22 protein-coding genes are annotated in these 19,506 nt (G+C 40.7%); 3 read left to right on the top strand and 19 right to left on the bottom strand.

The genetic code is table 11. The features are described from left to right. Positions 1-216: 216 nt before the first annotated feature. A complete protein-coding gene (locus HPK16_RS03030) occupies positions 217-777 on the bottom strand; it encodes a tyrosine-type recombinase/integrase (protein ID WP_343064795.1) in 561 nt (186 codons plus the stop codon). A 431-nt stretch (positions 778-1,208) separates the two neighbouring features. On the opposite strand from HPK16_RS03030, the gene HPK16_RS03025 reads away from it, so the two are divergent. Together HPK16_RS03025 and HPK16_RS03020 are read left to right on the top strand one after the other, a co-directional pair. After that, positions 1,209-1,691, top strand: coding sequence for a DUF2975 domain-containing protein (locus HPK16_RS03025; protein ID WP_181675536.1), 483 nt, complete (start codon positions 1,209-1,211; stop codon positions 1,689-1,691). A gap of 12 nt (positions 1,692-1,703) precedes the next feature. Continuing rightward, entirely contained in the window at positions 1,704-1,910 is a 207-nt protein-coding gene (locus HPK16_RS03020) for a helix-turn-helix domain-containing protein (RefSeq protein ID WP_181675535.1), read from the top strand. A 51-nt stretch (positions 1,911-1,961) separates the two neighbouring features. Here HPK16_RS03020 and HPK16_RS03015 read toward each other — a convergent pair whose 3' ends face one another. The 12 genes from HPK16_RS03015 to HPK16_RS02960 all read right to left on the bottom strand — a co-directional run bounded on the left by HPK16_RS03015 (position 1,962) and on the right by HPK16_RS02960 (position 12,595). Further along, positions 1,962-2,351, bottom strand: a complete 390-nt coding sequence (locus HPK16_RS03015; RefSeq protein WP_181675534.1) for a cupin domain-containing protein — start codon at positions 2,349-2,351, stop codon at positions 1,962-1,964. A 14-nt stretch (positions 2,352-2,365) separates the two neighbouring features. After that, the gene (locus HPK16_RS03010) at positions 2,366-2,746 is read right to left on the bottom strand and encodes a MerR family transcriptional regulator (RefSeq protein WP_181675533.1); all 381 of its coding nucleotides are present in this window, start codon (positions 2,744-2,746) and stop codon (positions 2,366-2,368) included. A 20-nt stretch (positions 2,747-2,766) separates the two neighbouring features. Then, positions 2,767-3,513: an SDR family oxidoreductase gene (locus HPK16_RS03005; protein ID WP_425487915.1), complete on the bottom strand. Its 747-nt coding sequence runs from the start codon at positions 3,511-3,513 to the stop codon at positions 2,767-2,769. Between the two features lie 153 nt (positions 3,514-3,666). After that, entirely contained in the window at positions 3,667-4,254 is a 588-nt protein-coding gene (locus tag HPK16_RS03000) for a hypothetical protein (protein ID WP_181675531.1), read from the bottom strand. Between the two features lie 16 nt (positions 4,255-4,270). Continuing rightward, positions 4,271-4,741 (bottom strand): SRPBCC domain-containing protein, encoded by a 471-nt coding sequence (locus tag HPK16_RS02995; protein ID WP_181675530.1) that lies wholly within the window; start codon positions 4,739-4,741, stop codon positions 4,271-4,273. Positions 4,742-5,024: 283 nt separating this feature from the next. Further along, a complete protein-coding gene (locus tag HPK16_RS02990; RefSeq protein WP_181675529.1) occupies positions 5,025-6,272 on the bottom strand; it encodes an MFS transporter in 1,248 nt (415 codons plus the stop codon). A 19-nt stretch (positions 6,273-6,291) separates the two neighbouring features. Continuing rightward, positions 6,292-7,557, bottom strand: coding sequence for an alkaline phosphatase family protein (locus tag HPK16_RS02985; protein ID WP_181675528.1), 1,266 nt, complete (start codon positions 7,555-7,557; stop codon positions 6,292-6,294). 63 nt (positions 7,558-7,620) lie between these two features. Beyond that, a complete protein-coding gene (locus tag HPK16_RS02980) occupies positions 7,621-8,661 on the bottom strand; it encodes an AI-2E family transporter (protein ID WP_181675527.1) in 1,041 nt (346 codons plus the stop codon). 129 nt (positions 8,662-8,790) lie between these two features. Next, positions 8,791-9,705, bottom strand: coding sequence for a UDP-N-acetylmuramate dehydrogenase (gene murB, locus HPK16_RS02975; protein ID WP_425487910.1), 915 nt, complete (start codon positions 9,703-9,705; stop codon positions 8,791-8,793). A gap of 25 nt (positions 9,706-9,730) precedes the next feature. Continuing rightward, positions 9,731-10,570 (bottom strand): hypothetical protein, encoded by an 840-nt coding sequence (locus HPK16_RS02970; RefSeq protein WP_181675526.1) that lies wholly within the window; start codon positions 10,568-10,570, stop codon positions 9,731-9,733. A gap of 129 nt (positions 10,571-10,699) precedes the next feature. Then, the gene (locus HPK16_RS02965) at positions 10,700-11,119 is read right to left on the bottom strand and encodes a universal stress protein (protein WP_181675525.1); all 420 of its coding nucleotides are present in this window, start codon (positions 11,117-11,119) and stop codon (positions 10,700-10,702) included. Positions 11,120-11,137: 18 nt separating this feature from the next. Continuing rightward, positions 11,138-12,595, bottom strand: a complete 1,458-nt coding sequence (locus tag HPK16_RS02960) for a SulP family inorganic anion transporter (protein ID WP_181675524.1) — start codon at positions 12,593-12,595, stop codon at positions 11,138-11,140. A gap of 155 nt (positions 12,596-12,750) precedes the next feature. Here HPK16_RS02960 and HPK16_RS02955 point away from each other — a divergent pair, with 155 nt between their 5' ends. Continuing rightward, a complete protein-coding gene (locus HPK16_RS02955) occupies positions 12,751-13,038 on the top strand; it encodes a hypothetical protein (protein WP_181675523.1) in 288 nt (95 codons plus the stop codon). Positions 13,039-13,099: 61 nt separating this feature from the next. Here the strand turns inward: HPK16_RS02955 and HPK16_RS02950 are convergent, their stop codons facing one another. The 6 genes from HPK16_RS02950 to HPK16_RS02925 form a co-directional block, all read right to left on the bottom strand. Next, on the bottom strand, positions 13,100-16,270 hold the full coding sequence (locus HPK16_RS02950) for an ATP-binding cassette domain-containing protein (protein ID WP_181675522.1): 3,171 nt from the start codon (positions 16,268-16,270) through the stop codon (positions 13,100-13,102). Between the two features lie 240 nt (positions 16,271-16,510). After that, positions 16,511-16,921 carry an SRPBCC family protein gene (locus HPK16_RS02945; protein ID WP_181675521.1) on the bottom strand — a complete coding sequence of 137 codons (411 nt, stop codon included), beginning with the start codon at positions 16,919-16,921 and terminating at the stop codon, positions 16,511-16,513. Further along, complete coding sequence (locus HPK16_RS02940; protein WP_181675520.1) at positions 16,918-17,247, bottom strand: ArsR/SmtB family transcription factor; 330 nt, start codon at positions 17,245-17,247, stop codon at positions 16,918-16,920. The genes HPK16_RS02945 and HPK16_RS02940 overlap by 4 nt, the downstream gene beginning before the upstream one ends. Positions 17,248-17,325: 78 nt before the next feature. Further along, positions 17,326-17,829 carry a kinase gene (locus HPK16_RS02935; RefSeq protein WP_181675519.1) on the bottom strand — a complete coding sequence of 168 codons (504 nt, stop codon included), beginning with the start codon at positions 17,827-17,829 and terminating at the stop codon, positions 17,326-17,328. A gap of 69 nt (positions 17,830-17,898) precedes the next feature. Beyond that, positions 17,899-18,570, bottom strand: coding sequence for an ABC transporter permease (locus tag HPK16_RS02930; RefSeq protein ID WP_181675518.1), 672 nt, complete (start codon positions 18,568-18,570; stop codon positions 17,899-17,901). 15 nt (positions 18,571-18,585) lie between these two features. After that, entirely contained in the window at positions 18,586-19,506 is a 921-nt protein-coding gene (locus HPK16_RS02925; protein WP_181675517.1) for an osmoprotectant ABC transporter substrate-binding protein, read from the bottom strand.

The following is a 19,506-nucleotide window of genomic DNA, read 5'->3' as shown; positions in this document are numbered from 1 at the left end:
AAAAAATGCCATTTTTCTAGAACTATTGTGATCAAATACATACAGCGGCTTAAGTCTATCCTTGTTAATAACGACAGACAGATTCGATTTTGACATTCCTAGAAATTCTGCAACTTGCTTTTGGGACATGACATATTTATTGAAGTCACCAATAAGTTTTTGTTTTATTACGATATCATTTTCATAAAACATGATTTTCACGCCTTTCTGTGATTTCTAACCACGCGGATGATATTTTTGAATGGTATTTTGTTTCGAACAGATTTTAACTTTTTCATAAATTTGTGTCGTTGATATCGATACATGGCCTAGCAACGCCTGTACATACCTGATATCACAACCGTTTTCCAATAATGCAATGGCAAACGAATGTCGTAAAATGAATGGTTTTAGCTTAATACCTAATTCTTCACCAATTGCTGTGATTGCTTGACAAATCATATATTCATCAATCGTACAACCCGTTTTCCAATCTATGAACAAATAGGAGTGATACAGATGCCGTTGCTCCAACAGTTGTTGACGCCTTTCTAAGTGACTGAGTAGCGAAGTTTCTAAACTCTTGCTATAGAAAGTATAGCGCTGTTTACCGTTATTGCCTGTTACAACGATACTCCTAGCCATGAAATCAAAATCAGATAAAACTAATCTCCTCATTTCAGAAGGTTTCATTCCCGTGTCGTAAATAAAATCGAACAAGAAACATTGATAAGCTGATATTCGATTACTCTCCAGCATTTGAACATATATTTGATCGATTTCTTTCTCGTACAACACACGAACAAAATTGCGGACCGGCGCTCTAGGTTTAAATCGAGCAAATGGATTTTTAATATGAGGATTCTCACTAGAAACAAAATGATAAAAATGTCGTAATGTCTTGCGATAAGTATAAAGAGTCGATTTGGCTAAATTTTTTTCTAACTCAGTATAGTACAGATAGATTTCTTTTTGAGGAACTTCCAACGAACCGAATCGTTGTATATAGTTCCGAATGATTCTTTTCGACTGCTCAATTGTCGACTTTGCTCGTGATTTTGATTGCAATAAACGGATATACTTTTCTAATTCCTGTATATGATCACCTCCATATTTATTATATCATATACAGTTCTGGGGTTATTGTAAAAATGAAACAATATATTTTTATTGTAAAACGATAAGTTTTAGTTTATAATCAATATATACTACTAAATGAGGTGTTTTTTATGGAACGTGGATCGACCATTCTCTTGAAACTGGCTGTGCTTTTTATCGGGCTTGTTATTCTTGCCCTATGTATTTTTGCCCTACCAGCGATTGCCGAAGAAGCTCGCAAAAATGACCCGGATTTTGCAAAATGGCTTTATCCAATTTTGATTACGATGTATATTGCTGCCGTACCTTTTTTTGTTGGGTTATACCAAGCATTTAGAGTTCTGATTTACATTGATAAAAAGATGGCTTTCTCAGGGCTATCTGTACGAGCTATAAAACGGGTGAAATATTGTGCGATCATCATCAGTGCACTGTATCTCCTTAGTTTACCGCTTTTCTATTGTTTAGCGCAGCAAGATGATGCTCCTGGAATTGTGGTCATTGGGCTTATTCTTACTTTTGCTTCTGTTGTCGTTGCTACGTTTGCTGCGGTTCTTCAGAAACTTTTGCAAGAAGCGATTGATATTAAATCTGAAAACGACTTGACGGTCTGAGGTGAATGATATATGGCGATTATAATTAATGTTGATGTGCAACTGGCCAAAAAGAAAATGAGTGTCACCGAGCTATCCGAAAAAGTCGGTATAACGATGGCAAATATTTCAATACTGAAAAACGGTAAGGCAAAAGCAATTCGCTTCTCCACATTGGAAGCTATATGCGTTGCGCTGGATTGCCAGCCTGGAGATTTATTAGAATATCATCCTGACTAAAGAATAAAGCATGTTAGCCCCAAAATAGCTAACATGCTTTATTTGTGATTTCTACAGCGCATTATACTGTGTATCACTCACTGGTTCTAGCCAATTCGTACCGCCTTTTTGAGGGTTTGTAGTAATAGCAAGATGGACAAATTCGCTATCTCTGGTTGCACCGTGCCAATGTTTCAGATTAGCTGGGATTGTTATAACATCACCGGCTTGCAATTTTTGTGCTGGCTTCCCTTCTTCTTGGTAGTAACCTTCGCCGCTTGTTACTAATAGAATCTGACCACCATCGTGGGTATGCCAATTATTTCGCGCTCCGGGTTCAAATGTAACATTCCCAATCGGACAATTGTATTCCGTTCCCTCTGGTACGAGCATTTCTAAATATGCAATCCCTGTAAAATAATCGTTCGTAATCACTTCACCTTTTTTGAAAATAGCAGACATACTATCAGCTCCTTTTAGAATTCTTTTAACTTCTTCTCGGTCGGTAACACGTGGCTGCCGTAGTTCTCAATTTTAAAATCTAATCGTTCTAGCGCGCTTTGCATGGTGTCAATTCGATCCTGCAATTCATTGCGTTGTTCTTTTAAAAGTTCCACGCGTGCTGGAATCGTAGCATCACCCTCGCGGAAAAGACTCAAATATTCAATCAGCGACTCAATGGAGAGCCCGGCATTTCGCATATGACGACTGAATAAAAGCCAACGCAAATCTTCTTCGTCAAATTTACGGACACCGTTCTCATTTCGCCGCACCGGTGGAATAAGTCCAATTCGTTCATAATAGCGAATCGTGTCCGCAGAAATCTGGGTCTCCTCACTCACTACTTTGATATTCATTCGTACCTCCCCTTCCTCTTTTAAACTTGTTGGCTCGTGGGGCGTAGCAAAATTTCGTTCATTGCTGTATCCGCTGGGGCATCCATAGCAAACAGAATCGTTTCTGCCACCCGCTCTGGACTAATCGCCACCTCTTTGTATAATTGCTCAATTCCCGGTTTCAAATCCTCATCTGTAATTGTATGCGTTAACTCCGTAGCAACGGCACCTGGTGAAATTATTGTTACGCGAACATTGCTTTTAGCTATGGCCTCTTCTTGGCGCAATGATTCACTGATTGCTCTAACAGCATATTTAGTTCCGCTATAAACGCCTCCTCCTGGATGTGTTTGATGCCCTGCTATTGATGAAATATTTATAAAATGACCGCTCTTTTGTTCACGCATAGTTGGTAATGCAGCTGCGATTCCATACAGTACGCCTTTGATATTAACGTCCACCATTTGGTCCCACTCCACCACTTTCCTTTTATCAAAAGTCGAATGCGGCATTAATCCAGCATTATTTAGCCAAACATCGATTTTACCGTACGTATCTAATGCACGTTTTGCTAATGCTTCCACACTATCATGTTTCGTGACATCTGTCACTTGATACACCGCTGAACCTTCGTCTTTCTCGATATCCTCTACTATTTCTTTTAAACGCTCTTCCCGTCGCGCTCCAAGTACGATTTTATGCCCTTTTTTAGCGAGAAGTTTTGCAGTAGCTTCTCCAATTCCACTTGATGCTCCTGTAATAACGATTACTTTGCCCGACATATACATTCTCCGTTCTTTATGTTGAATTTCACTACTCCACAACCTTACACCTTGGAGTTCACTTCAAGTCAAGACAAAACCCTCCCAACATAAAAAGAAAGCACAAACTGCAAAAGGACATCTGACGAATCAGAGTTTTACAGCGTGCTTTCCTATTTTTCAATTGTGTTCTTTTTTTCTAATTAATTTGGCTTTTACTAAAGGATGTTTTTGCATTAATCGCAATGTGTAGACGGCGCTCGAAATACCGATTAGTGTCCAGTCCATCCACGCTGTTGCGCCCTCTTTTTGTGCGAAGGATAGGAAGAAGAACATATCTTTTAAGGCATCTTGTACGAAGGCGTCGATTAGGCTCTCATGGATGTGTAAATGCAGCAAGAGCGCTAGCAAAAACTTAGCAAGAATGATTGCCGCCCAGCCAATAAGATACCGCGCGCCACCTTTTACCAATACTTGCTTCTTATAAACGGGAACTTCTTCACCCGCCACTTCCGCAAATCCAATCTGAGCTCTTGCCTTTTTTACCTGCGCCTTACTAGCTTGAAATAAGCCGATTCCTGCGCCTAAAATAAAAACGAGGATCACAATGAAAATAGGCGTACCACTTTTCATATCTGGTAAGGTTTGCGTTATTTGGTAGATCGCAAAAATTGGAATCGCGACATACGTAATTCTGCGGATTTTTTCATATTCAAATTGTTGGTAAATAAAATAGATAAGTATGAGTATCGTGATAATGATTGGCATCTGTTCGCTCCTCTAGTTAGTTCATCAACGCTTGGTATTTATCAAATAAGGCTAGAAATTCGTCTTCTGTAAACGACACGTCCTTGTTTTCTAAAATACCTTGGATTTTCTGCAAACACATGTGCCAGCCTGAGATGTCACGTGGCGTATGCGTTGTAAGTTCGTTGATTTCTTCTGTGAAGCGAAGTGTTGTTTTCTCGCCTTGATCCATTAATTCGAACCGCACCATGTTCTTATCCCATGTGTATTCCAAAATAGACTTCGGTTCATACACGGTGATTGTCATTTCTTCGTACTCGCCATTTCCGAAATCGAATAAAATTAACCCATCAACGCCAGACTCGCCGACGCTTAGCTCAGGAAACCATTGAGCGAAACCTTTCGTTGTGGCGATGAGCTCCCATACTCTAGCGATTTTACTATCTAGTTCTAATTCGAATGTCATAATACCCGATGTATCTGTGATTTTTTGATATTTTTCTTGCATTGTATTCACTCCTTATGTTTTGTTGTGGTTCTTGTGAGGCATCATTTGCCGATTTAGAGCCTCCATATGAGGGCGAGCAAAGTGAGCATTCGTTCCTTGCCTTGCGTCTCCGGATCCGGCTTTGTTGTGGTTCTTGAAAAGCATCGTTTGCTTTTTTAGAACCTCAATATGCAGTTGAATGTAGTGAAACTGCCTTCCCATTCCCAGTCCCTCGAAAATTTCGTGGCCTCCGCAAAAACCAAAAGAAGGTTTTCACTGCGCCCCCTAACAATTTCTGTCGAAGCTAAACGGGCTGGTTCAGCTTTTCAGGTTTCACAAACAACAATAACACACCTCCGACGATAAATAAAACAACGAGGCTTGCTACGCCGTATTGTGTGTGGCCGGTGACTTGGGCGATGATTCCCATTAAAGCGGGGCCTATAATTGCTGAGAATTTGCCGAAAATATTGTAGAATCCGTAAAATTCATTGGATCGTTCTTTTGGAATAATTTTGCCGAAGTAGGATCGACTTAGTGCCTGAATACCGCCTTGTGATGTTCCAACTAGCATCGCCAAAATCCAGAAGTCTGTAGCGGTTTTCATGAAAATAGCGTAAATACAGATAACTATATAGACGGAAATTGCTGTAAGTATCAAAGATTTCCCTCCAAAACGCTTGGCTAGTTGCCCGTATATGATTGTGAACGGAAAGGCGACGATTTGCGTGACTAGTAAAACGATGATAAGTGTCGTATCGGAAATCCCGAGGTCAATGCCATAGGAAGATGCCATTCGAAAAATAGTATCCACGCCGTCTATATAAAAGAAATATGCGACGAGAAACAGAACAATATTGCGGTATTGCTTGATATTTTTAAGTGTTGTGCCTAATCTGAGAAAGCTGCTGCGTACCGGCTTTTTATCATGCGGAATAAAGTAGACTTGATGAACGTTGCGCCATAGTGGGATTGTAAAGACGGCCCACCAAACCGCCGTCAACAAGAATGCCCCATTTAGCAACATTGTTTGACTAATCGGCAGAATCCCGGTTGCTTGAAAAAAGATAAAGGCGACAAACGGGATACAGCTGCCTAAGTAACCGAATGCGTAACCGTAAGATGAGATTTTATCCATGCGATCGTTGGTGGTGACATCGACTAGGAAGGAATCGTAAAATATATTTGCGCCGGAAAAGCCTATGAGTGAGAGCATGTAAAAAATGAGTAGTAGCATCCACTGATCGCTCGGAACAAATACGAAAGCGACTGTAAATGCGATTCCTAGCCATGTAAATAAGCTGAAAAACCGTTTTTTGAAAAATTGATAATCGGCAATCGTTCCTAGAATTGGCGCCAGTAAGGAGATTAATAGCGTTCCTAAAGAATTCGCGTAACCCCAATAAGCGGTCGATACATGGTCTGCAATCCCTGCGTTACTCGCCATTCCTTTAAAATAAATTGGCAAAATCGCCGTCGTAATCATGATCGAATAAACCGAATTACCCCAATCTTGAAAAACCCAGCTCTTCTCTTGTTTTGTCAGTTTCATCTAGACGTATCTCCTTTACTTAATCAAAAATACCTTCGATTACCGTTCCCTCTGTATCAGGCAAATCGAGATTCAAAATCGCCGCAAATGTTGGTGCTTCATCAATAAGTCGTGCTTTCGGAATCACAGCGCCTGATTTAATTCCCTTGCCGAACGCAATCATTGTTGTTGCATAATTCGGTTTTTGCGGGGAATAGCCATGGACTGCTTGATAAAAATCCGGATTTCCAATATCCTCTGGAGTCACTTTTTGAACGACTTCACCAAATGCCTGATCTTTAAAATAATATCCAGCAATGGCTTCAACCATGAGCGCGCACGTATCGTCTGCGCCAAATTCTGTTGCCTCATCTTGCTGATAAATTTTTTCGATACCTTCGCAGTTTTCAATCAACCCCCGAATCGCCTCTATATTGGTGGTATCTTTCGCGTAAATGTAACACGAGCCATCGCAACTTTTCGCGTAGACTTCCCATGCAACGATTTTATTTTGCTGTAATGTTAGCCAGCCTTGTTCCACAAACAAAACATTGAGCTGAATCACCGAATGGACATCGATTTGATAATGATCGCCCAGCACAATGAACGTCGTATCCTCATATGTACCATTCTGCTTCGTTGCATCGATAATCCTCGCCAAACGTGCGTCATGCCGTTTCAACGCATCCACGGCCTCCTGCGACCTCACACCGTGCGCATGTCGCATGCTATCCATATCCACAAAATGAGCCAACATCAAATTCGGCTTCTTCCGCAAAATCGTATCCTCTACTGCCGCAATCAAAAAGTCATCCAGTTCCGGCTGCGCAATTCCTCGGCGCAATTTGCCAAATCGTCGGTTCATATCCATTAAAAATCCCGGCGAACTGCCCCATAGGGAGACCATCACCTGATTCAACCAAAAACGGTTTGGGAAAATTTCCGCGATGTTGTAATCAATCGAACTTCGCGCCGCCACTGGCCATAAAAAAGCCGACGTGGTGAGTCCGGCCAATTTTGCCGTATCGTATAGTGTTGGAACCTTGATTGCTTCACGAAACCAAAACCAATCTGGTGACACTTTTTCAGGCTGGATTTTTGTATTATTCACAATACCGTGCGTTCTCGGGTAATGACCTGTCACGATGGTCGTGTGCGCTGGATACGTTAACGATGGATAAATCGTTAACGTATCCACATGCGCCCCGTTATTTTTCAAAAAAGCGAGCGTTGGCAACCCGGTGAGATCCTCTAAATCCGCGGCGCCTAACGCATCCAATGAAATAATGATTAAATAGCGACTCATCTTTTTATGTCCTCCCATTAGAAAAACTGAGAAAATTGCATGATCAACTTTCTCAGTTCTAGCTTACTTATCTGTTGTTTTGTGATCTGGATGAACGAGCACCTCGTCTTTGTTAATAACACCCAACACGTCTAGGAAGAACATAAAGACTGGTATCCCAACGATTAATCCCCAAATGCCGAAGAAATGCTCGGAGAAAATCAAGACGATGAACGTGTAGAAAACTGGCAAATCTGTTTTAGCGGACATTAATTTCGGGTTCAAAACGTATGATTCTAGCGCATGAATTACCACAACGAGCACCAAAATAATCAGGACGTAGTTCACGCCACCTATAGTGTATGCGATAATCGTTAAAGGGATCATCGAAATAATAACCCCGGCTACCGGAATTAAACCTAGCAGAAAAACCATAATAGCGAGTGAGAACAATTGCGGGAAACCCATAATCCAAAGCGCGATCGTTGTGAGAACGCAGTTGACTAAGGCAATCATGAACTGTGCTTCAATAACTTTACCGAATGTCTCATTAAATTTACTACCGAAATACTTCACTTCGTCATAAATGAATGCGACCTTACTTTGGCCAAACTTGCTGGTGAATAGAATAAGTTGCTCTTTTCCAAGTGAGAAGAACAGACTTAGAATCAAGGCAATGAACGTGTTCATCGCGACCACACCAATATTAGCTAAGTAGGTGAATAAGAACTGAATGCCATCATTCGCGTATTTCGTTATTTCGAACTCTTTCGCGAGAGACATGATGTAATTCACCGTCTCATTATTGCTTGGCTTCGTATAGAAATGGTTGATGGAACGGATAAGTTGATCCATTTGCTCGATTAACATTGGAATATATTTCACTATCAATAACGTAATACCCAGCGCGATAAACGCATACAGAATAATCACGATAATTTTTCGATAAATGGAAATACGCTTTAAAATAAAATTCTCCAAGCGATTAATGAGGAAAGAGAAAATGAACGTCAGCAAGATAATATCAATCATGCTTCTAAGTAAATACAGAATAACGGCGATTAAAAGAAATACAAGCACACGCCGAAAACTGCGATTGTAAAATAATTTGGTCCAAGCGTCCAAAATGACATCCTCCTCTAGTTTCTGACTCCCTCTATTGTATCAAAAAAAGCGTTGCCATGCATACCTTAACCTGAAAATAAAAAAATCTTTCTAGCCTGCAAATTCTCACAGACTAGAAAGATTTCTATATTACTTATCTTCTCCGATAATTTTCACTTCTGTTTCCAGTAAAATACCGGATTGTTCAAAAACTGTTTTCTGAACGTGTTCGATTAATTCCATATAGTCCGTCGCTGTTGCTTGGTCAATATTAACGATAAAACCGGCATGCTTTGTTGATACTTGCGCACCACCGATTTGGTATCCTTGCAGCCCAGCTTCTTGAATCAATTTCCCAGCAAAATGGTCAGGTGGCCGTTTGAAAACACTACCGCATGACGGATATTCTAGTGGTTGTTTTGATTCGCGCATTTCTGTTAGTTCGTCCATTTTTAGACGGATTTTTTCTTTATCGGCGAGTTCCAGTTCAAAGACGGCTTCTAGCACAATATAATGCTTGTCCGCGATGGAGCTTTTGCGATATCTGGCTTCTAGTTGATCTTTTTGCAGATGCAAGAGTTCACCGGTCGCTGTTAGTACAGTTGCTTCGATTAGGACGTCGGATATTTCGCCGCCGTATGCACCTGCGTTCATGTACAGCGCACCCCCGACAGAACCAGGGATACCGCATGCGAACTCTAAACCGCTGAGAGATTCCTCTAGCGCAAACCTGGACACATCGATAATCTTAGCGCCACAACCAGCAACAATACGTGTACCTTCTCGCTTGATTGCATGTAAGGCATCTAAATACATCACAATACCACGAATACCGCCATCTTTAATAATCAAGTTCGAGCCATTTCCGAGTATGGTTAACGGGATCCGATTCGTATGAGCAAAGGCAATTGTCTTTGCCGCTAAATCGTGACTCGTAGGCATGACAAACAGATCGGCTTTCCCGCCAGTTTTTGTAAATGTGTACGCCGCTAAATCTTCTTCTGTTTTTATAATAAGTGTCGGAATTGCTTGTTTTAATTGTTCCATCGTTTGAGTTGTATACATACGCCTTACCTTTCTACCGCCATTCTTAGGCTTTCTTATTTCGAATCAAAGAGCCGATTGTGTCCATCGGTGGTTCATACACACGACAATACGCCTCATATGCCTTACCATAATCCTTCACACGCGCCGGAATTGCTTGATTTCGATTTAAATTCAAACCATTCTCAAGCATCGGTATCAGTGAAATAATTTGATCAAAAATATGACCCGCTTGGGCTTCGCTTAGAACAAATGCTAGTTTCGACAGCGCACGACGTTGTTCAGGTGGTAACATTTTCCCGTGCATTTGCGTCCATTTCAGCATTTTCTTACGGGTATCGCGTGTTTTCTCTAAATAGAGACTTTGTCCATACGCGGCCATGGCATATGCTAACGACAAGTCCTCCGCATTATTCCAGTCTTCTTCATAAATTTCCTGTTGCGACTCCACTTTTTCATTCAAAAGCGTAATGTCTTCTTGGTAAATATCTAATTTGCGTTGCTGCTGTTTGTAAACTTCCAGTGCTAAATTCAGCTCATCCATCTCGGACTGCAGTTTCTGACCAAACAACCCTTTTTCATTCAAAATGCGCTGAACACCTTCAATTCGCTCGGCAGTAATGCTATCACGTTCTTTGACTAACTGCGCTCGTTTTTTCAAGTAATCAAAGTAAAAACTATATTTCTGAACCTCAATAATCACTTTTTCCGCTGTTTCACGGTCTACTGTCAGGCCATTAGGATCAGCAACAATAACACCCGCGATTTTTCCGAGCATCGAATAAACAATCACTTCGAAAAATTGCCCATCTACGCGAACTTTATACGGCAGTGTATGATTGTTCTCTAACATTTTTTTATATACTTTGGGATTCTTATTTACCATCCATATCACCTTCAATCAGCAATTCTGTTTCTATCTTCTATTATAAATGAAAATGGCTCAAATGTCAGGGAAAAGTTTTTAAAGCTTCCTTGTTTACATAATTATATTATTGTCATCCGGAAACATTTTCTATTTAACAACTAAAACTGGGCATGCTACCTGCTTCACTATTTTGTGACTGACGCTTCCCATCACCATTTCTTGTAAGGAGTTTAAGCCGCGACTACCTAAAACGAGTAAATCGATTTCGTGCTCGGACGCATATTTTATGATACTTGGTCCGGGATCTCCGTGTAACAACTCGACTTGGTACTCGATTTTAGCCTTCTCTAACTTATTTAGTGTGTCCTCCATTTTTTTCAATCGTCTCATGTGTAGTAAATCCTTATTAGATTTCAAGTCTAGAGCCGCTGATTTAGACTCACTAGAATCGATGACACTTATGACCGTCACGTGTACATCAGGAAATCCTTTACTAAGTTTAACTATTTCCTCCGTTGCATTCACCGCATGCACGGAACCATCGGCAGCAAGTAAAATATTTTTCATCCGACTCTCTCCTCCCCCTTAACGGGAACTATTTTTTAGATACGTTCTTAATTGGCGCATCATTCGCCGGCTTTCCTTGTCTAAACCGACCATTCTTACTGTGCTACCATCGTTTTCAAATTGCATGATTACTTTATAAATAGCCTCAACACCTGAGTCATCCCATATATGAAGCTCACTTAAATCCAATAACACGCGCTTATTCTCAGTCTTTATAGAAAGAGCATTGACGAAATTATCAACAGAAGCGAAGAAAAGTTGACCCTTCACTCGGTACACAACCTTGTCATCTTCTTTTGGAATAATGTCCACTTTCACTTTTGAAATTTTGACCATAAATAAGACTGCGCTAAGAACCACGCCGGTAATGACGCCTATCGCTAAATTATGTGTGAATACGACTGTCAGCACTGTGATAATCATAACCGCCGTATCCGTGTAATGTCCTTTTTTGATATATTCAAAGCTGTGCCAATCGAACGTGCCGATACAAACGGTAATCATGACGGCAATGAGCACAGCCATGGGAATTTGAACAACCCAATTACCTAGAACTAGAATGAGAAACATTAAAAATACGCCTGCCGTAAAAGTAGACAATCGTTTGCGACCACCAGAACTCACGTTAATCATCGACTGACCAATCATGGCACATCCGGGCATACCGCCAAAAAAACCAGTAACAATATTCGCGATTCCTTGACCTTTCGCCTCTCTCGTTTTATTGCTTTCTGTCTCGGTCATGTCATCTATGATTGTGGCTGTTAAGAGCGATTCTAATAAACCAACGACGCTAAGTCCAATGGCTGTCGGCAAGATAATCCCAAACGTTTCAAGCGTAAATGGAATCGATGGAAACAAAAAAACAGGCAATGAACTAGAAAGTGCGCCCATATCCCCAACAGTTTTTACATCCAAGTGGAATATGACACTAACGAATGTCATGGCAATAATCGCAATAAGTGCTGCTGGAATCGCTTTGAAAAATTTAGGCAAGCCGTACAATATAAGCAAAGACACACCAACCATGGCATACATCACCCAGTTAGCCGCTTGCAACTGTTTTAACTGCGCCATAAAAATTAAAATAGCGAGCGCGTTCACGAACCCAATCATCACGGAGCGAGGAATAAAGCGCATAAGTTTGGCGACGCCTAGATAGCCAAACAGCAACTGGATAATCCCCGTCAAAATAGTAGCAGCTAATAAATACTGCAAACCATGATCCTTTACCAAATCGACTACTAAAAGCGCCATGGCCCCAGTAGCTGCTGAAATCATGGCAGGTCGTCCGCCGATAAATGCGATAACAACAGCCATTGTAAAGGAGGCATAGAGACCTACCATTGGATCCACACCTGCAATAATAGAGAAAGCGATGGCTTCAGGAATGAGCGCAAAAGCAACGACTATGCCAGATAAAATGTCCCCTCGTATGTTACCAAACCACTCATTTTTTCGTAAACTAAATAACATCCTTGAAACCCCCAACTTTTTTTACTCGTATAAATGAATCTGAGCCCTTCCATCGTAGCATAGAAAAGCTTTTTAATAAAGAGTCATTACGCGTCACGACTTGCATACCCGCGCGATTTTAGCTATACTTGCTTGTGTAAGGAGTTGGAACACGCATGCCTAAAAATGAGAAATGGAAAGCGCTCGTTGATATTAATATTTTACTTATTTTATTCGGTTATATTTGTTTGTATCTTATGTATAATGTCAAATGGCCAGAGAGTTTATTATTTATTGTCGCGATTCTAATGGGAGCTTCTGGTTGTCTAGGGTTTTATTTGAGCATTAAAGGAATGCAGATGAAGCGCAAACCGATGTATCAAATTTTCCTGATGATGGCTTCGATTATCCCGGCTATTATCGGCGTTATTTATATCATCGTCTACTTTATCACCTTATTTTAAAAAGAATCAAAGCCCAGTGTCTACCCGTTGGAATTCGGAGACACTGGGCTTTTTGGTTGTATTAGTTATTTTGTTCTAAGCATGCATAAACTGCCATCATTTCTTGTTTATTCAACTCACGGATACGATTGAAAATGAGAATATCAGCTACTTCTTCTGTTAACGAACTTTCCGCGACCACATCGCTTACTTTCCCCGTCAACCAAGTGCCGACCGCAATATCTTCCACCGTTTCCTTCAAGCCATCCTCGTTAATTCCCGTTGCAGAACATGTCACGCATGGTATCGATAATTTTTGAACGCCATCATGCAGACCATCTTCTGAGATTACTTTCTTACCTTTGCAGAACGGGCACGGCTGGGCTTTCTTCACTTTATTGATTTGCGTGACGATTTTTTTATAGCCAAATGCTTCGTATACGTATGTCAGCTTTTTGTATTTCCCATTGACAAAATAGGCATCAATGATGGTTTCCCTTGTCTCTTTGATATTCGGGAAATCACAAATCGTGACTTGGTTTTTATGACTGATTGCCGTGATATTGGCTTCGATTTGATCCCAGAATGGAACAGCATTTTGCAACACCATTTCATAACCGACAAAGCTTGCTTGCTCTAGTTCTAGCATTTTTAGAGGGACTTGCTTTACTCTTGGAAGTAAGGATACATCTTCTGTAAGCGGCATTTCTCCACCAACAATTTCTTTGATTTTCAAGAGCTCTGGTAACTCGCCTACTGTTGCTATCACTTGGTTTACAGGTTGTTGAATTAGCTCACGAATATCTGTTTCGCCAAATGTTAATTTTTTGTGGTGACCAAGAACGCTACCCTCGCAAATCGGACATGTCACCGCTTTTCTAGTTTCCTTCATTTGTTCTTTAATAATCGATTTGGAAATAACGATATAGCGACCGATAATTTGGTTAAAACCTTGCCAAGTTCTCGTTGCTTTGCCCGCTTTATCATAGAACGATTTCTCCCAATAACCGTATAAGAATGTATGTTTTTCAGCTTCGGTCAGCTTGCTATAAGGTTTACTCAAATCCTGACCCAGCTCATTCTTAATTTCCTCAAACAAAAACTCGATTTTCTGGAATTGGAAAAACTCTAATACTTTCATAACCTCTGGGTGCAGCATACCTTCCCAGAATGGCGCATCTTTGTCCTGAATCACCACGTCGAAATCAAATTCTTCAATCACGCGACGGCCTGAACAATACGGGCAATGATTATCTGCTGAATAAAAATCGAAACTTCTCGTATCTTTATTCGTAGGATGGGACGCCACGATATGATTAATAAGTCCACCCATTTCAAAAAGAAAACTATATTGACTGTACAAATGTCGTTCCAAATCTATCGCAACAACTGGCGCAATTTTCTCTGATTCGAATTCGCCATAAATCAAGCGAGCCATAGATGACAAGCTCTTCAAAATACCACCTTTATAGACATTTTCTGCGTTTTTGAAGTAGTCAATATGATTCTCTTCTAAATAATGAACACCAGTTTGCGACTTGAGCGTAGAAGAAATCGGCGCTGGCTTTACGCTCACTTCTCCGCTTTTTTGACGGTAGAAATCCTCATTCGTTACGATATCCAATTTTTCGACTGGTGCGGTTTGCCGTTTGCCGAAATCAACTATGAAATCCGAAGCTTCCAGCATGTAATCATTATGTTCAATCATCACCATAGAAACAGAATCATCTTCTAAAATGACGCGGATACTATCAATAAACTGATTTAAAATATTTTGCGACAAACCTTTGGATGGTTCATCAAAAATGAATAACGTATGCGGATTTTTAGCCCCTGAAAAAAGTTCCGAAACGAGATGCACACATTGAAATTCCCCTGTGGAAAGCGTCTGCGTTTTTCTTTCTAACGTCAAATAGCCAAGTCCTAATTTTATTAATAAACTCAAGCGTTTGTGCGCAAGATCTTGCTTCGGTAACTCCTCAATAATATCTTCAATCGAACGTTCAAAAATAGCGTCAATGTCATCGCTATATTTCGTCAGTTTTTTCTTGATATCAAGGAATGTCGCGACAGTCGAACGACTCGTGATCGATTGATTGCGGTTTTGGCCAACCATAACTAGTTTATCTTTCGGATAGCGTTTCAGAAAATCTTTTGCGATACATTCGTTTACAAGCGTCGATTTTCCGCATCCTGATTCTCCCGTAAAAGTGACAAGTCTGTTTTTCGGGATTTGGATTTCTGCCATTTGAATATTACGACAGTGTAAATCCTTAAATTGATAGTATTCCGCTGGCGCTTCTTGATTCGTCCCAACAAGAACTGGAGCTGGTCGCGGCGACTCTTCTACAATTTTACCACCATATTTTCCACTACCTGGACCGAAAAATAGCTGCTCATCGGTTGCGTCGAGTACGGTATCTGAGTGATCAATCAACCAAATCTGATTTTTGTAGCCTAGTTGTTTAATTTGTTCTAGAATCTTTAATAAGGTTTGGTGATCGAGACCGACCGATATTTCATCGATAATAATCACGGTATTTTCACTCGTTGCCATGAATTCCGCCAGATAAAGTCGCGTTAATTCACCACCTGAGAGAGTTCCCATGATACGATTCAGCGTTAAGTAGCCGATATTCATATTGATAATATTTTGCAAGATATGCTGTTTGCCTTCGCTAAGGTTTAATTCGTCTTTAAGCGAGAGTAGTGTTTCCATGCTCAAATTATTAACCTCAGAAATACTATGTTCTTTGCCTAATAACTCGATTTTATATGTCTCAACTTCGGGATTAAACCGCTTACCATCACATTTTTTACACGTCACGTTACTATTACTACCGCGCCCTTTACATCCCGTACACCAACCTAGCACATTATTAAACGAAAATAGTTCTGGCGATAAGTCGAATTTTTCTGCCATTGTCACACGAATTTCCTTAAAAACACCGGTATGCGTCCCAATTGTTGAGCGCGGATTCGAGGAAATAGAAGACTTCCCAAGAAACAGAACAAGCGGCATTTCTTCCATTTTGATTGCGCTGAAATTCGTATCCATAATCTCAGGAAATAAATATTGATATTCTGCTTTCGGTAGCAATGAAACGAGACGCTTCTTGGATTCCTCACCAATCGTTTGGCAGAAAGTTGTTTTCCCTGATCCAGACAAGCCAGCGATCCCCAGTGATTTATCTGGTGGTAATACAGTATCCAGATGATTAATATTGTTCGCAATTAATTGATTTATTTTCATAGTGGTATCTTCCCCATTCTTTCAATCTAGTCATACGCTGAACCCTAATTATCGCACAACTGGCTATGTAACTTCAACTTTATTGTGGTTCTAAACGAATTAGAACCTCAATATGAAGAGGAACGCAGTGAGTCTGCCTTCCTCTTTTCCACCAAATTTTCTGAATACAAAAGCTTTCGCTCGATTTTGTTATAACTCTTCATCTAGTTTAAGTTTTGTCCCAAACTATGTCTGCCATTTTTATGCTAAAACTGATTTAAGTTTATTACCCATTTCAGTCCATGCATACGTCGCGCCTTCGATTGCACCTGGACGCGCTTTTGTTTCTTCGCTGAAACCGCTTTGATCTAGCTTCAACTGTACTGTATTATCGGCATTTTTTGTCAATGTCCACGTTACTGTTGTGGTTTCGCCAGCGCTTGCCCACGTGTATGTGATGGAGTTTGGCTCGTCGATATTCAGCACTTCACAATCCACAATGCCGTCCCACCATTCGGATGGTTCTGCACGGAATTGGAATTTGTGTCCAACAATCGCTTTAAAATCGTTATTCCAAATCCATTTTGCAAGCATATCCGAGTCTGTTAGTGCATGCCATACTTTTTCTACTGAGCTTGTGAATTGAAAATCTAATGATACATCTGGTTTCATTTTTCTTCCTCCAATAATTGATTTAGTTTTAACATACGTTCTTTCCAAAATCCTTCATAAAACGATACCCAATCTTGAATTTCTTTCAGCGGCTTGGCATTTAACCGGTATCTGGTTTCACGACCAACTTTTCGCGCCACTACAAGATCGGCTTCTTTCAAAATAGCCAAATGCTTAGAGACGGCTGTGCGGCCCATTTGAAAATGAACCGTTATCTCGTATAAGGGTAGTTCTTCCACATCTGTCAGCATTTGAAGTATCTTTCGCCGCGTTGGATCGGCAACAGCATCATAGACATCCCTCACTTGGCCTTTTTCGCTAAGCATACACACCACCTTTTCTCTTTTTAAAAATAGGACACCTTTTGTTGTCATGTTTATTATACGACACCATATGGTACCATGTCAACTTTTTGTTTGGCAGCTTTTTAAAATAAGATCGAGTATCGCTTCTTTGGATAGTTTTTCATGCAGCATAATTTCGTTTGGCGCTCCTAAGTAATCGTCTGCAAGCCACCATTCTTCTAATTTTTCGACTCCGAATTCGTGTGTATTTGCTTTTGTTTGGTGTCTTTTTACAGTCTCTGAAAATGGGAGATCGAAATAATAGACATCTGCTTTACAATCGAAAAACCGGATAAGTGCTCGCAGCATCTTTTGGTATATTGATTTGCCTAAAATGCCTTCCACGATAACGTATTCAGATCTGCCTTTTCCGTATTCGGCAATGATTCGAATAAGGTCGATACTTGGATTTCCCTGGCGATCTTTTACGTGTAGCATGTCACGACGTACCATGTCTTGTGAAACGAGTAGCGTTCCTGGGCCTAGCCTTTTTTGTAATTCGTTGGCAATAGTTGTTTTGCCGCTTCCTGAGTTTCCACGAATAATAATTAGTTTTGTTTCCATCAGGATCCTCCTATACATTTCTAATCAAAAACGAACTACCACCCGCTAAGGGCAGTAGTCCGCTTGTCGCTATAGTACTTCTACAAATTTCTTCTTTTTATTCTTCACGGGGTTTAATTTGCGTTCGACCCAGCCAAGTAACACATCAGCCATAACGGCCATCAATGCGGTTGGAATCGCTCCTGCTAGAATAATCGCGGTCCCATTTGTTGCATTGGTTCCACGGACGATAATATCGCCAAGTCCGCCTGCGCCAACAAATGTTCCGATTGCTGCTACCCCGATGGCAATAACAAGGGCGTTTCTAATCCCTGCCATAATAACGGAGAGCGCCAATGGTATTTCGATCATACGCAAAACTTGCCATTTCGTCATTCCCATCGCTTTTCCTGATTCAAGTAGCGCACCGTCTACGTTTTGAATACCCGTGTAGGTGTTTTTTAGAATCGGTAAAATGGAATAGAGGAATAAGGAAAGTACAACCGTATTTGTCCCAAGTCCCATTACGAGCATCAGCATCGCAAGTAAGGCCAGAGCCGGAATCGTTTGAATCACATTCGCGGTTTGGATGACCCAGCCCGCTAATTTCTTCTTGCGAGCAATATAAATCCCCAGTGGAATCGCAACAATTGCTGCAAAAATAACGCCGTAAGCACTCATCAAGAAATGCCGCCAGAATGCTTCCATCACGTATGTTGCATTGTTTTGATAATAGTCAATGAGTTGTGAAAATGTATCCATTTTGTCGACACCTCCTTATTTATCTTCAAAGTAATTATGTTTTTTTAGAAATTCTTCTGCAACAATCGACGGTTCTTTCAATTCGCCATCTGCTTGATAGTTCAGCTTTTGCATTTCTTCCGTTGAAATCGTGCCGACCAATTTGTTAATCGTTGTTTTAAGCTCTGGATGTTCTTTTAAAATAGCATCTGTCGCCATTGGTGACGCGTCATACGGCGGGAAAAACTGCTTATCATCTTTTAATACAACCAAATTGTACGTTGGAATTCGGCCGTCTGTTGAATAACCGAGCGCGACGTCCATTTGATCATTTTTCAAAGCCGTGTAAATCAAACCAATCTGCATTGGGAAAATTTTCTTGAATGTGATGTCATATTCTTTGGAGAAGGCTTTATAACCGTCACCGGCACGCTCCATCCAAGAGTTATCAACACCCGCTACAAGTTGGTCTTCTACCGGACGCATATCGCTAATTGTCTTCAAATTGTATTTTTTCGCGGTATCTTGACGCACCATAAAGGCATACGTATTCGCAAAACCATATGAATCGAACCAATATTGATCGAAACGCTCAGAAAACCCTTTTTGTACGGCTTTCAATGCTTCTTCAGGATCTTTTAATGGCTCTTCACCGAGCGGTCCTACTAAATCCGTTCCAGTGTAACGCGTTGCCGAAATATCAATATCACCGTTTACCATCGCTTGGTGTTGCACGACAGAAGAACCGAGATTGTTTACCATTTCTACTTTTAAATCTGTATCGTGCTCAATCATTTGCTTCACGATATTTCCTACTATCTGTGATTCTGTTGTCGACATAGTCCCCACTTTAATCGTACCATCTGTGCTACCACCAAGTCCTGGCAAGGCACACGCCGATAAAAGAGACACGCCAAGCAGGATAACAGTAGCAAGTTTGAGTTGTTTCTTCATCAT

Source organism: Paenilisteria rustica, assembly GCF_013820765.1.
Taxonomy (GTDB): Bacteria; Bacillota; Bacilli; order Lactobacillales; family Listeriaceae; genus Listeria_A; species Listeria_A rustica.
The sequence above is the reverse complement of the archived record's forward strand: the minus strand, read 5'-3'. Positions and strand labels throughout refer to the sequence as shown.